Annotated in this window: 19 protein-coding genes; 16 read left to right on the forward strand and 3 right to left on the reverse strand. The window is 38.4% G+C overall.

Annotated elements, in window-relative coordinates:
• Positions 1-8: 8 nt before the first annotated feature.
• Complete coding sequence (locus ML462_RS05550) at positions 9-527, reverse strand: GNAT family N-acetyltransferase (RefSeq protein WP_240712757.1); 519 nt, start codon at positions 525-527, stop codon at positions 9-11.
• A gap of 136 nt (positions 528-663) precedes the next feature.
• On the opposite strand from ML462_RS05550, the gene ML462_RS05555 reads away from it, so the two are divergent.
• The 3 genes from ML462_RS05555 to ML462_RS16065 all read left to right on the forward strand — a co-directional run bounded on the left by ML462_RS05555 (position 664) and on the right by ML462_RS16065 (position 3152).
• Positions 664-1956: an aminopeptidase P family protein gene (locus ML462_RS05555; protein ID WP_240712758.1), complete on the forward strand. Its 1293-nt coding sequence runs from the start codon at positions 664-666 to the stop codon at positions 1954-1956.
• Between the two features lie 91 nt (positions 1957-2047).
• On the forward strand, positions 2048-2827 hold the full coding sequence (locus ML462_RS05560) for an alpha/beta fold hydrolase (RefSeq protein ID WP_240712759.1): 780 nt from the start codon (positions 2048-2050) through the stop codon (positions 2825-2827).
• 199 nt (positions 2828-3026) lie between these two features.
• Positions 3027-3152, forward strand: a complete 126-nt coding sequence (locus ML462_RS16065) for a hypothetical protein (RefSeq protein WP_262914724.1) — start codon at positions 3027-3029, stop codon at positions 3150-3152.
• Here ML462_RS16065 and ML462_RS05565 read toward each other — a convergent pair.
• On the reverse strand, positions 3149-3613 hold the full coding sequence (locus tag ML462_RS05565) for a hypothetical protein (protein ID WP_240712760.1): 465 nt from the start codon (positions 3611-3613) through the stop codon (positions 3149-3151). The two genes, ML462_RS16065 and ML462_RS05565, sit on opposite strands and share 4 nt — an antisense overlap.
• Positions 3614-3737: 124 nt before the next feature.
• On the opposite strand from ML462_RS05565, the gene ML462_RS05570 reads away from it, so the two are divergent.
• On the forward strand, positions 3738-4610 hold the full coding sequence (locus tag ML462_RS05570) for a hypothetical protein (protein WP_240712761.1): 873 nt from the start codon (positions 3738-3740) through the stop codon (positions 4608-4610).
• On the opposite strand, the gene thiL is transcribed toward ML462_RS05570, so the two are convergent.
• Positions 4567-5622: a thiamine-phosphate kinase gene (gene thiL, locus ML462_RS05575; protein ID WP_240712762.1), complete on the reverse strand. Its 1056-nt coding sequence runs from the start codon at positions 5620-5622 to the stop codon at positions 4567-4569. The two genes, ML462_RS05570 and thiL, sit on opposite strands and share 44 nt — an antisense overlap.
• A gap of 225 nt (positions 5623-5847) precedes the next feature.
• Between thiL and ML462_RS05580 the strand changes: the two genes are divergently transcribed.
• The 12 genes from ML462_RS05580 to ML462_RS05630 all read left to right on the forward strand — a co-directional run bounded on the left by ML462_RS05580 (position 5848) and on the right by ML462_RS05630 (position 14966).
• Positions 5848-6177, forward strand: a complete 330-nt coding sequence (locus tag ML462_RS05580) for a HesB/IscA family protein (protein ID WP_240712763.1) — start codon at positions 5848-5850, stop codon at positions 6175-6177.
• 52 nt (positions 6178-6229) lie between these two features.
• Positions 6230-7675, forward strand: a complete 1446-nt coding sequence (sufB, locus tag ML462_RS05585) for a Fe-S cluster assembly protein SufB (RefSeq protein WP_240712764.1) — start codon at positions 6230-6232, stop codon at positions 7673-7675.
• 24 nt (positions 7676-7699) lie between these two features.
• Positions 7700-8089, forward strand: a complete 390-nt coding sequence (locus tag ML462_RS05590; protein WP_240712765.1) for a hypothetical protein — start codon at positions 7700-7702, stop codon at positions 8087-8089.
• A gap of 42 nt (positions 8090-8131) precedes the next feature.
• Positions 8132-8884: a Fe-S cluster assembly ATPase SufC gene (sufC, locus tag ML462_RS05595; protein WP_240712766.1), complete on the forward strand. Its 753-nt coding sequence runs from the start codon at positions 8132-8134 to the stop codon at positions 8882-8884.
• Positions 8885-8931: 47 nt separating this feature from the next.
• Complete coding sequence (gene sufD / locus ML462_RS05600; RefSeq protein WP_240712767.1) at positions 8932-10245, forward strand: Fe-S cluster assembly protein SufD; 1314 nt, start codon at positions 8932-8934, stop codon at positions 10243-10245.
• A 25-nt stretch (positions 10246-10270) separates the two neighbouring features.
• Positions 10271-11509, forward strand: coding sequence for an aminotransferase class V-fold PLP-dependent enzyme (locus tag ML462_RS05605; protein ID WP_240712768.1), 1239 nt, complete (start codon positions 10271-10273; stop codon positions 11507-11509).
• Positions 11510-11555: 46 nt separating this feature from the next.
• Entirely contained in the window at positions 11556-11747 is a 192-nt protein-coding gene (locus ML462_RS16155) for a PLDc N-terminal domain-containing protein (protein WP_423738465.1), read from the forward strand.
• A gap of 423 nt (positions 11748-12170) precedes the next feature.
• Positions 12171-13145 carry a zinc metalloprotease gene (locus tag ML462_RS05610; RefSeq protein WP_240712769.1) on the forward strand — a complete coding sequence of 325 codons (975 nt, stop codon included), beginning with the start codon at positions 12171-12173 and terminating at the stop codon, positions 13143-13145.
• A gap of 82 nt (positions 13146-13227) precedes the next feature.
• Entirely contained in the window at positions 13228-13659 is a 432-nt protein-coding gene (locus ML462_RS05615) for a hypothetical protein (RefSeq protein WP_240712770.1), read from the forward strand.
• 37 nt (positions 13660-13696) lie between these two features.
• Entirely contained in the window at positions 13697-14119 is a 423-nt protein-coding gene (locus ML462_RS05620) for a SufE family protein (protein ID WP_240712771.1), read from the forward strand.
• Position 14120: 1 nt separating this feature from the next.
• A complete protein-coding gene (locus tag ML462_RS05625; RefSeq protein ID WP_026914726.1) occupies positions 14121-14444 on the forward strand; it encodes an iron-sulfur cluster assembly protein in 324 nt (107 codons plus the stop codon).
• Between the two features lie 9 nt (positions 14445-14453).
• Entirely contained in the window at positions 14454-14966 is a 513-nt protein-coding gene (locus tag ML462_RS05630) for a DUF2480 family protein (protein WP_240712772.1), read from the forward strand.

Raw genomic sequence — 14966 nt, forward strand, 5'->3', positions numbered from 1 at the left:
ACAAGCAATTATAATTGCACAAAATATAGCATAAGTTCATCAGGGTCGTCGGGTAACCTAATTTTTTCCTTGAATTTAAAATTCAATTTTTTCAAAAGTTTTCGGGAGCTTTCGTTTCTTTCCAGTGTAATAGCGTTCAATTTCTCAATTCCAAAAACTTCTCTTGCTACCTTTTTTAATTCTACAGTAGCTTCAAAAGCATATCCTTTTTTTTCAAAATCGGGAAGAAAGGCATAACCTATATCAATTTCTTCAAGGCCTTCCCGGTCATATAACCCACAGGAACCAATTTTTTTCCCGTCTTCCTTTCGTATAATGGTAAAATTGGAAAAGCCTAGTCTTTCAAGCTGAGGAAGCATCCTTCTTGAGATATAATCTTCAGCGTCCTTTTCATTTTTAATATTTCTATCTCCTATGAAATTAAGCCATTTTGGAGAGTTCAGTAATTCAAAAATAAAGGCGCTGTCTTCGGTGTTCGTAGGCCGAAGAATTAGTCTTTCAGTTGCAAAGGTCTTATAGGTCTTCATTTTTATGATTGATGGATCATTTCAGAAAAAACAAACCTAAAAATACTAAATCGCTGAATTGGTCAAAATTTTAAATCGCTTTTATAGCTATTGCATTTAATTCCTTTAATTTTGAAAAAATTGAAAAGATTTACTTATGAAATATGATAGAATAGACTCTAAACTCTTTATAAAAAACCGTAAAAACTTCATGCATAAAATGAAGCCGAAAAGCCTTGCGGTTTTTAATTCAAACGATATTTATCCAATTGGTGCTGATAGTACCATGCCATTCGAACAAAACCGTGATTTATTTTATTTAAGTGGGGTAGATCAGGATGAGAGTATTTTGGTGTTGTTTCCAGATGCACCGGAAGAGAAGCATCGTGAGATATTATTTCTTACTGAAACCAACGAGCATATTGCGGTTTGGGAAGGTGCAAAACTAACCAAAGATGATGCACTTGAGGTTAGCGGAATCAAAACCGTTTACTGGATGAAGGATTTTGAAAAGATCTTTTTTGAAGTAATGACCCAGTGTGAAACGGTATATCTTAATACCAACGAGCATTATCGTGCAAATCATAAGACTCAAACCAGGGACGAAAGATTCATCAAATGGTGCAAGGAGAATTATCCGGCGCACCAGGTGGCAAAAGCCAACCCAATCCTGCAAAGATTACGGTCTGTAAAAGATCCTATCGAGCTCGATCTTATGCAGAAGGCATGTGATATTACTGAAAAGGCCTTCAGAAGGACCTTGAAATTCGTTAAACCTGGAGTTTGGGAATATGAGATCGAAGCTGAGTACTATCATGAAATGATCAGGAACAGGTCAAGAGGTTTTGCTTATACGCCTATTATCGCTAGTGGTAAGAATGCTTGTGTATTACATTATATAGAGAACAGGCATCAGTGTAAAGATGGAGATCTTATTCTTCTGGATACGGGTGCTGAATATGCTAATTATGCCAGTGACCTTAGTAGAACCATTCCGGTCTCCGGACGTTATACCGATAGGCATAAGCAGGTTTATAATGCGGTGAATAAAGTGAAGAAAGAAGCTACAAAAATGCTTGTTCCGGGAACCATGTGGAAAGAATATCATGTTGAGGTTGGGAAGATGATGACTTCTGAGCTTCTTGAGCTAGGACTGCTGGATAAAGCTGATGTTCAGAATGAAGATCCAGACTGGCCGGCGTACAAGAAATATTTCATGCACGGTACTTCTCATCATATTGGGCTGGACACCCACGATTATGGCATTTTAACCGAGCCAATTCAGGCTAACCAGGTATTTACAGTAGAACCTGGGATTTATCTGCCAGAGGAAGGTTTTGGAATTAGACTGGAGGATGACGTGGTAATTCAGGAAAAAGGAGAGCCTTTCAACTTGATGAGGAATATTCCAATTGAGATAGAAGAAATTGAGGATATCATGAATTCTTAGTTTTTAAACACTTAAAGAAAATTTAAAGACTGAAATTTGCCGCGAATCCTGGAATTGCTTTTCCTGGGTTCGCGGTTTCTTATTTTTAAATATGAGTGAGATATTATTTAAAGGAGCAAAGATTTATTTTGAAGCCCATGGTTCCGGAGCGAAGGTTCCCCTGGTCTTGCTTCATGGATTTATGGAAGATGTCAGGATCTGGGACCGAATTGTTAAGGAACTCAAAAAAGAACGGCAGGTTATTTGCATAGATTTACCCGGTCATGGAAGATCGGAAGGTGTTTCAAATGAACACTCTATGAAGTTGATGGCAGATGCGGTGAATGAGGTGGTAAAAAGCCTTGGATTGACCGAGTTTAGTATTGCCGGACATAGTATGGGAGGTTATGTGAGTTTGGAATTCCTGAAAAATTTTCCTATGATAATAAAAAGCATTATGTTGATTAATTCAACACCTCTTGAGGATACTGTGGAAAAACAGGAAATACGTGAAAGATCTGTTAAACTGGTCGGGAATAATAAAGAGGCCTATGTAAAAATGGCTATTTCAAATCTTTATTCTGAGGAGAGTAAAAAAGAACTGGCTTCAGAAATTGAAGAATTGAAAACCCGATCCTGTAAAATGAAGGCAAAAAATATACAGGCTGCTTTGATTGGTATGAAAAATCGTACAAATTATTTAGAGGAGTTGAAGGCCTTTGATAAACAGAAGGTAATTCTTGGAGGGAAGCAGGATCCAATACTTGATATTGTTGAGTTGCAGAGGGTTTCCCGTGGATGTGAGTGTGATTTCCATTCCTTAGATAATGGGCATAATTCCTACATGGAAGATCTCGATAATTTAATAAAAATTATGCATTTCATCGATTAATTAACGCTTTTTGTCGAACCATTAACAATTTTTTATAGATTAGTAACCTAGAAACCAGAATTTTAACCTTAATATGAGAAAAGAACAACCTACTTCCTTTTCATTCGCAAAGGTTTATTGTAGCATTTTCGGGCACAAATTAAGAGTGTCTAAAAACATTACCAACCATGTACATGAATACAGGTGTAAAAAGTGTGGTATGGAAATGACTGATACTGCCGATGGCCTTTTGGCGAGACTTACCCCAAAATTCAAAGAGACGAATGCTTATCTTGCTAAAATACATGAAAGACGCAAGAGGGTATTTTTGGCAAAAGCTTCTTAGTCTTCCCCAATTAAATTGAAGCTCGCTTGGTTAGTTTCGAAATCATATCGCATTGAAACCGGTTCGGGATTCTCTATTTGTTGATAAAAAATAGAATTTTCCATAAAGCTAAAATAGGTTTCACCAATTCCAATTTCGTATAGAAAGAATTCAATTCTTCCTATATTTTTCTCGGGATATACATCAACTCCAGTTAAGCGATAACGTTTTACGGCCGTCTCAAAAGTTACAAACCTACTTGTTTTACCTGAAAATCTGTTGGATTCAGTCTTAAGCTCATTGTAACCATTGGTCTTTATTTCTTTTACTTTAAATTCAATCGGTTCATCTTCGTTATTTGGATAGAACTCTATTCTATAAACAAAATCCCTGTAACCGCTTAGGTCGTGAAAATCGTATAAATTTTCTTTACTACAGGAAAGCAGAAATAAGCAAATTAGAGCAGGAATAATTTTTTTCAAAAAGCTCGGGTTTTTCGCAATATATCAAGATGTCGGAATAAATCTTTATCATTGTTGAAAATTCTTCATTATTACATACAGTTTCCTGAAAAAATCAACCATTTTTTTATCGGTTCTATTCTTTTTGAATAGTTCTGAAATTAAAGCTCAGAATTCTGATCTTGAGTCCGGGATATTTAATGTCGGGGTTGGTAGCGTTCTGGGTGGAATAGGTGCAATAATTAACAAAGAGCCTGGGGAGAAATTCGGGAATACACTTTTAAAGGGAATGGGGCAGGGTGCGCTTGGCGGATACCTGGTTTTCGAGAGCGAGAGGTTAATTCGTCAGTTTTCCAGGTCTGGAGATTATGCCTATGTCTGGCCATCAAAGATTGTTAATTCCGCCGGGACTTCCATCATTGAAAATGCTGCTGCTAACCGGGATTTTTGGGCGCGCTGGCATATGAATATCGGTTTTAACCGTATAGAGGTGAATACCAAAGAAAATTTTAAACTTAGTTACAGGATCCTTCCATTCTCATTGGTTGAAACTGTTTTTGCTGCTACATCCTCTGAATTTGACCTGAAAACTAGCGCTAAGGTTGGAACTTTCGTTTTTAGACAGGAATATATTGAAGGAGGCTCTGCAGGATATGCCCCGGCCAATGTTGTGGTTCTATTAAAGGGTTTTCGCGGGGATATGGCCTTACCTCATGAATTGATCCATACCTATCAATATGAGCGAACCTCTGGATTCAATAAATTTTTCACCAAAGCTGAAAAATCAATTTCAAGTAAGCTGGGAATGACAGAAATCTATAGCTTATACAATAAGGTTTTCTACAATGACTACAACTATATTTTAAATGGTATTCTTTATGTAATGGCTGATACCAACGGTCATGCGAACAATTTTTTTGAAGATGAAGCTAGATATTTTTCCCGGCACAGCAGAACTATGAGAATTCGCGTTGTTACTCCTCCTTATTTTCCATTGAATTCCAGCCTCTCGCGATAAGTGGTAATTTCTGATTCGCTCTTGTCACGAGGTGCATTCCTTCACTCTCCTCGGTCATATGTCCAACTACAGTTAGATGGGGGTTGCCCTTTATTTTATCATAATCGTCCTGCGAGATCGTGAAAAGTAGTTCATAGTCTTCGCCACCACTTAATGCGATCATGGTGCTGTCTATTTCAAATTCTTCACAAACGGAGATCACAGCAGGATCCAGTGGAATCTTTTCCTCAAAAATATTCGCTCCAACCTTAGAATTCTTACAAAGGTGGATTACTTCAGAGGAAAGGCCATCGCTGATATCTATCATAGAAGTTGGTTTAACTTCCAGGTCTTTTAACAACTGGGGAATGTCTTTTCTTGCTTCCGGCTTTAATTGTCTTTCAATCAAATAGGTGTACTGATCAAGATCCGGTTGCGAATTAGGATTCGCTTTAAAAACTTCTTTTTCACGTTCGAGCACCTGAAGGCCCATATAAGCCGCACCAAGATCTCCTGTTAAGACCAGTAGATCATTGGGTTTCGCACCGTCACGATAAACCACATCTTCCTTTTCGGCATGTCCAAGGGCGGTAATGCTGAGCATTAAACCAGAGGTAGAGGAAGTGGTGTCACCACCAACTACATCCACATTGTACATTTTAGAAGCCAATTGAATACCTGCGTAAAGTTCTTCAAGTGCTTCCACCGGGAACCGGTTTGAAACGGCAAATGAAACGGTAATTTGAGATGCCGTAGCGTTCATTGCATAAATATCTGAAAGGTTTACCATCACCGCTTTGTATCCCAGGTGTTTTAAAGGCATGTAAGCCAGGTCAAAATGAACACCTTCCACCAGGAGATCTGTACTTACAATAGTTTGTTTGTTTTCGAAATTAAGCACCGCGGCATCATCCCCAATAGCTTTTACGGTAGATTTTTGCTTCGGAGTGAAATGTTTGGTTAGGTGATCTATTAAACCAAATTCGCCTAATTCTGAAAGGTTTGTCTTGCTTTCCTGACTATTCTCAAACATGCAATTGAATTTTAGATTGCAAAAGTACGATTATAAAATTCAATGAAGAAGAATCAGGCAAAAGCTTTAAAGTGAGCCTGGAGGTTTAAAAATGTGGGGTTTTATATCTGGATTTTCTGATTGACGGGGTCTATCAGTCAATTCTTAAAACATATGCTTTGCCTATGGTAAAACACTTGCATTGTAGTATATTTGTGCCCAATTTAGAATTAATCTTTTTAACTTATGATTAAAGTTAGCGAAGAGGCTAAAAATAAAATTTCCACCCTGATGACCGAAGAAGGTTTCAGCGTTGATTCAGACTACGTTCGCGTTGGAGTGAAGAGTGGAGGTTGTTCTGGTTTGTCTTATGAATTGAAATTTGATAAGAGCCAGGCCGAAGGTGATAAGATCTTCGAAGACAACAACGTAAAGATTGTTGTAGATAAACGCAGTGTTCTGTATCTGGCCGGAACCATCCTTGAATATTCAGGTGGTTTGAACGGTAAGGGATTTGTTTTCAATAATCCCAACGCACAAAGAACCTGTGGATGTGGTGAGAGTTTTTCACTGTAAAAATTAAACCGTCAATACAGATTGACGTAAATCTAAATTAGAATTAGGAAGAATGGCATATACTGAAGACGATTTAAAGAAAGAGCTCGAGACCAAGGAATATGAGTATGGATTTTATACCGATATAGAATCTGAAACTTTTCCGGTGGGCTTGAACGAGGATATCGTTAGGGCAATTTCTAAAAAGAAGGAAGAGCCGGAATGGATGACCGAATGGCGACTGGAAGCTTTCCGCGAATGGCAGAAGATGGAGGAGCCAGACTGGGCGAATGTGAACTATCCAAAACCGGATTTTCAAAATATCTCCTATTATTCAGCACCAAACAAAAAGCCGAAATATGAAAGTTTGGATGAGGTGGATCCTGAATTGCTGGATACCTTTAAAAAACTGGGTATTTCTTTAGATGAACAGAAAAAACTTGCCGGTGTGGCGGTAGATGTGGTGATGGATTCAGTTTCTGTAACCACGACTTTTAAGAAAACACTTGCTGAAAAAGGAATTATTTTCTGTTCGATTTCTGAAGCTATCAAGGAGCATCCTGAATTGGTCAAGAAATACATCGGTTCTGTGGTACCGAAGAAAGACAACTTTTATGCGGCCTTAAATTCCGCAGTATTTAGTGACGGTTCTTTCTGCTACATTCCAAAAGGCGTTCGCTGCCCGATGGAACTTTCAACTTATTTCCGTATTAACCAGGCAGGAACAGGGCAATTCGAGCGTACTTTAGTAGTGGCTGAACCTGGGAGTTATGTTAGTTACCTTGAAGGTTGTACGGCTCCTATGCGTGATGAAAATCAATTGCACGCAGCAGTAGTGGAACTTGTTGCTTTAGATGATGCTGAAATTAAATATTCTACAGTTCAAAACTGGTACCCTGGGAACAGTGAAGGTAAAGGAGGGGTTTTCAACTTTGTGACTAAAAGAGGACTTTGCGAAAAAGGAGCGAAGATCTCCTGGACTCAGGTAGAGACCGGTTCTGCAGTAACCTGGAAGTATCCAAGTTGTATTCTGAAAGGTGATAATTCAGTGGGTGAATTTTATTCGATCGCTGTGACCAATAATTTCCAGCAGGCAGATACCGGAACTAAAATGATCCACCTTGGTAAGAACACCAAAAGTACGATCATTTCAAAAGGTATTTCCGCAGGGAAATCCCAGAATTCATATCGTGGTCTGGTTCAGATCAACGGTAGAGCCCAAAACGCCAGAAACTTTTCACAATGTGATTCGTTGTTGATGGGTAATAAGTGTGGGGCTCATACTTTCCCGTATATTGAGGTGAAGAACAAATCTGCACAGGTAGAGCATGAGGCTACTACCAGTAAGATCGGGGAAGACCAGATTTTCTACTGTAACCAGAGAGGTATAGATACCGAAAAGGCTATTGCGTTGATCGTTAACGGATTCAGTAAAGAAGTACTGAACAAGTTACCTATGGAATTTGCCGTAGAAGCCCAGAAATTACTTGAAATTTCACTTGAAGGTTCAGTTGGATAATTTAATCTGATATTGAATTTTGCTATGAATAAGATAATTGGATTATTGATGTTGAGCCTTGTCCTTTTTTCCTGTCAGGATGAAGGGCGTAAAGAACTTATGGATCAGCCGAAGGTTGAAAAAGTACCAGACAGCATCCAGGTTCTAGAGGGAGACTTCGTTTATATAGCAGATGCCGCCGTTTTGAGAGGAGAAAATTTCGTCTACGGAGTGACCCTGGATTCAATGATGCAGGTGCTTGCCGATAAAGTTTCTATTGTGAAGACAGATGATTTTGAAATGATACCGGTTACGGTAAAGGCCAAGATCAAACCAAATCCAGAGCAGGAAGGCTGGGAAGAAGTAATAGAGATCAGGGAAATAATCGAAGTTCCTGAAGCGAAAAAAACTTCCGATACGATAAAAAATAAATAGAAAATTAAATAATCTGTAAAGTCAGATTTAGAATTGATAGACATGCTTAAAATAAAGAATTTACACGCCAGCATAGAAGATAAGGAAATCCTTAAAGGTATCAATCTTGAGATCAATCCGGGAGAGGTTCACGCTATCATGGGACCTAACGGATCTGGAAAAAGTACTTTGTCTTCCGTGATCGCAGGAAGGGAAGAATATGAAATGACCGATGGTGAGATCATCTTTGAAGGGGAGAACCTTAGTGAGATGGATCCGGAAGAAAGAGCTCATAAAGGAGTTTTTCTATCTTTTCAGTATCCTGTAGAGATTCCAGGTGTTTCGGTTACCAACTTTATCAAGACGGCGATCAATGCCAACCGAAAAGCTCATGGGAAAGAAGATATGCCGGCAAATGAAATGCTAAAGCTTATCCGTGAAAAATCTGAAATGCTGGAAATAGACAGAAAGTTTCTTTCCCGTTCTCTAAATGAAGGATTCTCAGGTGGGGAGAAGAAGCGTAACGAAATTTTCCAGATGGCGATGTTAGATCCAAAGCTTTCAATTCTGGACGAAACAGATTCAGGTTTGGATATCGACGCTCTTAAGGTGGTCGCGAACGGAGTTAATAAACTTCGTAGAGAGGACAATTCTGTACTACTTATTACTCACTACCAGAGATTACTTAATTATATCGTGCCAGATGTAGTTCATGTACTGGTAGACGGAAAGATCGTGAAATCTGGAGGGAAAGAACTTGCGCAGGAGCTTGAAGAAAGAGGATATGATTGGGTTAAGCCGGAAAAAACAGTTTAAAATTCAGTAGATCGAATTTTGATTGTTTAATATGAAACTTGAATAAAATGGAATTAAAAGATAAATTGATCTCATCATTTTTTGCCTTTGAAGAAGGTCAGGATTCTGGTAATATAGATACTATCAGAAACCAGGCTATCAAGGACTTTGAAACACTTGGTTTTCCAAACAAAAAAGATGAGAACTGGAAATATACTTCACTGAATTCTTTGCTAAAGCATGATTATAGTGTATTTCCTAAAAAAGAAGATGCAATTGAGTATCGTGATATCAAGAAGTATTTAATCCATGATATTGATACCTATGACCTTGTTTTTATCGATGGTATTTACTCTTCGCATCTTTCTCAAACTACACATGATAAGATTGATGTTTGCCTGATGTCTTCGGCATTGAATAAGGATAAATATCGTCCCGTGATAGACAACTATTATAATAAAGTTGCTCCAAAATCGGGTCTGAATTCCCTTAATACAGCATTTGCCAGAGAGGGAGCATTCATCCATATTCATAAGAACAAGCAGGCAGATAAGCCAATTCAAATTATCAATTTCGCCACAGGGAATGAATCTTCTTTGTTACTTCAGCCGAGAAACCTGGTGGTGGTAGATGAGAATTCTCATGTTCAGATCATCGAAAGACATCAGAGTCTTACAGATCATCCGGTGCTTACAAATTCGGTTACCGAGATTTTTGCAGATCGCAGAGCTATTGTAGATTATTATAAGATTCAGAACGACAAGCATTCAGCTTCTCTTATAGATAATACTTTTATCAATCAGAAAGATGAAAGTAATGTTTCTGTACATACGTTCTCTTTCGGCGGAAAACTGACTAGAAATAACCTTAATTTCTATCAGAACGGTGAGCGTATAGATTCTACGATGAAGGGAGTAACCATTATCGAAGATAAGCAGCATGTAGACCACAATACGCTGGTTCACCATATTGAACCTAACTGCGAAAGTCACCAGGACTACAAGGGAATTTACGGAGATAGCTCTACCGGGGTTTTCAACGGAAAGGTTCTTGTGGAGAAAGAAGCTCAGAAAACCAATGCTTACCAGTCCAACAACAATATCCTGGCAGATGATAAAGCAACGATAAACTCTAAGCCTCAGCTAGAGATTTTTGCAGACGATGTTGCTTGTAGTCATGGTTGTACTATAGGTCAGCTGGACGAGGAGGCATTATTCTATCTTCAGTCTCGTGGAATTCCAAGGAAGGAAGCTCGTGGATTAATGATGTATGCTTTCGCAAATAATGTTTTGGAAAGTGTAAAGATCCCTGAAGTTAAGAAAAGGATCAATAAGCTAATTGCTTCTAAATTAGAAGTAGAGCTGGGTTTTAATAACCTGTAAATAAAAATCAATAAAAACATAAAGGATGAGTCAGGAAACTCAGGCTAAGACTTTTGAGGTTGAAAAGATTCGTAAGGATTTTCAAATTTTAAGCCGAAAGGTGAATGGCTATCCTTTGGTTTATTTTGATAATGCGGCCACAGCCCAGACGCCAACGCAGGTGATGGACGTGATCGTGGATTATTATTCAAATTATAACGCCAATATTCACCGCGGCGTTCACTCCCTATCACAGGAAGCTACCGATAAATATGAGCAGGCAAGAATTAAGATCCAAAAGCATTTTAATGCGGAAAAGGCTCATGAGATCATATTTACCTCAGGTACTACTCATGGCATCAACCTGGTTGCGAATGGCTTTTCTTCACTTTTAAAGGAAGATGATGAGATCCTTGTTTCGGCAATGGAGCATCATTCTAATATCGTTCCATGGCAAATGTTATGTGAAAAAACCGGTGCTAAGCTTAGGGTTATTCCTATGAATGAAACCGGTGAGCTTATTTATTCGGAATTTGAGAAAATGATCGGTCCTAAAACAAAGCTGGTTTTTCTTAATCATGTTTCGAATGCCTTGGGAACAGTGAACCCAATTAAATCTATTATAGATAAAGCACATTCTGTTGGAGCAGCCGTGTTGATTGACGGTGCACAGGCGGCACCACATATCAAGGCCGATGTGCAGGAGCTTGATGTAGATTTTTACGTGGTTTCTGCTCATAAAATGTGCGGGCCAACTGGAGTAGGCGTTTTATACGGAAAAGAAGAATGGTTGGAAAAGCTGCCTCCTTACCAGGGAGGTGGAGAGATGATCGCTACTGTATCTTTTGAAAAGACAACCTATGCAGGATTACCTCATAAATTTGAAGCCGGGACGCCTAATATTTGTGGAGGAATAGCCTTTGGTGCGGCATTGGATTATATGAATTCAATAGGCTTTTCAGAAATAGCGGCCTATGAACATGAGTTGCTTGAATATGCTACCAAAAAGCTGAAGGAGATCGAAGGAATGAAGATCTATGGTGAGGCAACTGAAAAGACTGCTGTCATCTCTTTTAATATCGAGGGACTTCATCCATATGATATTGGAACTTTGCTCGATAAAATGGGAATAGCGGTAAGAACGGGACACCACTGTGCCCAACCTGTGATGGATTTCTTTAAGATTCCTGGTACGGTAAGAGCTTCTTTTTCCTTTTATAATACTTTCCAGGAGATCGATCTATTTCTAGAGGCTTTGAAAAAGGCTAAAATGATGCTTCAGTAATTTTTCCTATATTTTTATTATTTTGGGCTCTTAATTAAATTCTTTTATGAGCCCTCAATTCGGATTATATCTTTGGCAGACGCATATCTTTCTTGCCCTACTTCTCGTTTTTTATATAATTCTGAAGGTTAAATCCAGTTTTAAACTGAAATTATCCTGGGTTCTGGCAATTATATTTATTCCCATTTTGGGAAGTTTTGCATATTTCAGTTTTGGCAGGAAATATTTAAAAAACTAATTCTCCGGTTTTTAGCAACCAGTATTTTCTATTCAATTTTTGCGTTTTTTAATTCCGGATTGTGAAGGTCATTATTTAATCTCTTCATTTCTTCTCATTTTTCATTTTTTGAAGCTAATCGGCCCGTTATTTATTAAAAATTACGGAAATTTAAAACTTTAACACCTTCTCTTAATCGACCAATAGCCTGAATCTAACGGTGAAAAGCATTTCAGCCTTAATAAAACATAGTTTTTACGTTAATTAAAACTTAAAAAATTGGCTATATTCGGCTCGTATTTTTCAGAAAAACAGCTGAAAAAGTGCCAAAAACTTTAATAAAAAACCAAACAATTAGAGAGTTGATAATAGTAGGAAATTGGCCAATACGTGAATCCTGTTATCAGTATTAAAACAATTTTTTTAACACAAAAACTTTATTAAATGAAAAGAATTTATCTATTGGCTTCGGCCCTAACTTTGTTCTTTGCCTCCTGCCAGAAATCTGCAGACGAAGCAACTATTGAAGACCAGGCGATTGAACAGGAAACCCTTGCAATTGCTTCAGAACAATGTGGAACCATGGGTGTTCTTGATGAAAAATTAGCTGAAAATCCTCAACTAGCAGAAAAAATGGCTGCCATAGAGCAACATACAAAACAAGCCATTGAAAGAGGACTGACTAAAAGGCTTGCTGCAGATGGAAAAATTGAAATACCGGTTGTATTTCATGTCCTTTACAGAAGCCAGAGTGAAAACATTCCATTATCTCAGCTAGAGGATCAAATCAATGCTCTTAACGAAGACTTCAGTATGAACAATCCTGGTAGAAACACAATTCCATCTGAATTTGCCGCAGTAGAAGCTAATGTTGGCGTTCGCTTTGTTTTAGAAGATGTAATTAGAGTGAAAACTAAAAAGCGTCAGTGGAGACCAGACGATAGTATGAAGTTTTCTTCTAGCGACGGTTCTGACGTAGTTAATCCACAGGAGTTTCTAAATATCTGGGTGGTGAGCAATATGCCATACCGTGGTGGTAACATTCTTGGATATGCTCAATTTCCAGGTGGTAGCTGGGCTACAGATGGTGTAGTTATGGATCACAGATTTACCGGAACTACTCAATATTCTACTGGTAGAACTGCGACTCACGAAGTTGGTCACTGGTTAAACCTTCGTCACATTTGGGGTGACGGTGGATGTGGTGCTACAGATTATGTGGCTGATACTCCAGATTCTGATGCAGCTTCTAGAGGTTGTCCTTCTTACCCAACTGTAAACTGTGGAACTGCAGATATGACCATGAACTTCATGGATTATTCTGATGACCCATGTTTAAACATGTTTACTGAAGGTCAGAAATCCAGAATGCTTTCTGTATTTGCTAACGGAGGTTTTCGTGCGACTATGGCTGACTAATCATTCAGTTAATAATATTTAAAAGAGGCACCCTTGTGGTGCCTTTTTTTGTAATATGCCTCTAATATTTAAACAATCCAACATGAAAATTACACTTATATCTTTTCTTATATTTCTTTTCGCGGCAAATGATTGTTCGAACCAGGCATTTCAATCGGTAGAATCTATAAGCTACGAAACCTTCACCAGGGGATCTTCTACCATGTATAAGGTAACTCCTGAGATTATAACAGTAAAAAGCACCGGTTTGAACGCTAGTGAAAGATCAGAAAATATTTCAGCAGGTGACTGGCAGAATTTGCTTGTTACCATTGAAAGTGTAGATGTTTCTAATATGAGCCAGCTAGAAGCTCCGTCAGATTCACGAGCGTCTGACGCTGCTCTCCATGCAATCTTAAGTCTGCGTAAGAATGATACTATTTACAAGACTAATTCCTTCGATCATGGAAACCCACCTTCAGAGGTGAAACCATTAGTTGAGGCTATCTTAAGATTGGCAGAAAATGTTGAATAGGACTTCTTCTTATTGTACTTTTGCCTAAAATTGAAATATGACGATTCAGGAAAAACAACAGGAGGTAATCGATGAGTTTTCAATGTTTGACGACTGGATGCAGCGTTATGAATATATGATAGAGCTTGGGAAATCCCTGCCTCTAATAGACGAGAAGTATAAGATTGACGAAAACCTGATTAAAGGATGCCAGAGTAGGGTTTGGGTGCATGCTGAACTGGAAGGTGACAAACTCGTATTTACGGCAGACAGTGATGCGATCATTACAAAAGGCATTGTAGCAATTCTTATCAGGGTTTTTTCCAATCAGCATCCTTCAGAGATCATCGAAGCCGATACAAAGTTCATTGATGAAATTGGGCTGAAAGAACATCTTTCTCCAACACGTGCCAATGGCCTGGTAAGTATGATCAAACAATTAAAAATGTATGCGGTGGCATACCAAACTCAATTGAATTAAGATGGAACAGGAAATAAATACACAGGAATTAGGCGAGAAGATCGTAACGGTTTTAAAAACTATTTACGATCCTGAGATTCCCGTAGACATCTATGAGCTTGGGCTTATATATGATGTGATGGTGAGTACAGATTATGATGTGAAAATTTTAATGACCCTAACGACTCCAAATTGCCCGGTAGCAGAAACATTGCCGTTAGAGGTTGAAGAAAAGGTGAAGTCTTTGGATATGGTCAAGGATGCCGAGGTTGAGATCACTTTCGATCCGCCATGGAGCCAGGATCTTATGAGTGAAGGCGCCAAACTGGAGCTCGGACTTTTATAAAATAAAATTATGGCGGAAGAGATAGTAAATCGAGTCGCTCAAAGTAAACTGGTAACCTTTAATCTTGAGGATTATTATCCGAAGGGTCAAAGGTTTCTTTTTGATCTTAGTCAATGGCTCTTTGAGGGATTCGTACTTAAGGAAAAAGATTTTAGAGAACAGGCAAAAGCTCATGACTGGTCCCAATATAAAGATATGTTTGTGGCATTAGATTGTTCTACAGATGCGATAGTTCCTGTCTGGGCTTTTATGCTCATTGCTTCTAATCTGGAACCGTATGCCAAAAAAGTGGTAGTGGGAGATCTTGAAAATCTTGAAAGTCACCTTTATCAGGAGGTGATCGAGAACATGGATATTTCAGACCTTGAGGGTAAGCCTGTAATAATTAAAGGATGTGCAAATAAGCCTGTGCCAAAAAATGCGTATATTTTCCTCATCAAAAAGCTCCAGCCTGTTGTGAAAAGTCTTATGTATGGTGAAGCATGTTCATCGGTTCCATTGTACAAACAACCAAAAAAATAA

It is taken from the genome of Christiangramia lutea, assembly GCF_022489035.1.
Taxonomy (GTDB): Bacteria; Bacteroidota; Bacteroidia; order Flavobacteriales; family Flavobacteriaceae; genus Christiangramia; species Christiangramia lutea.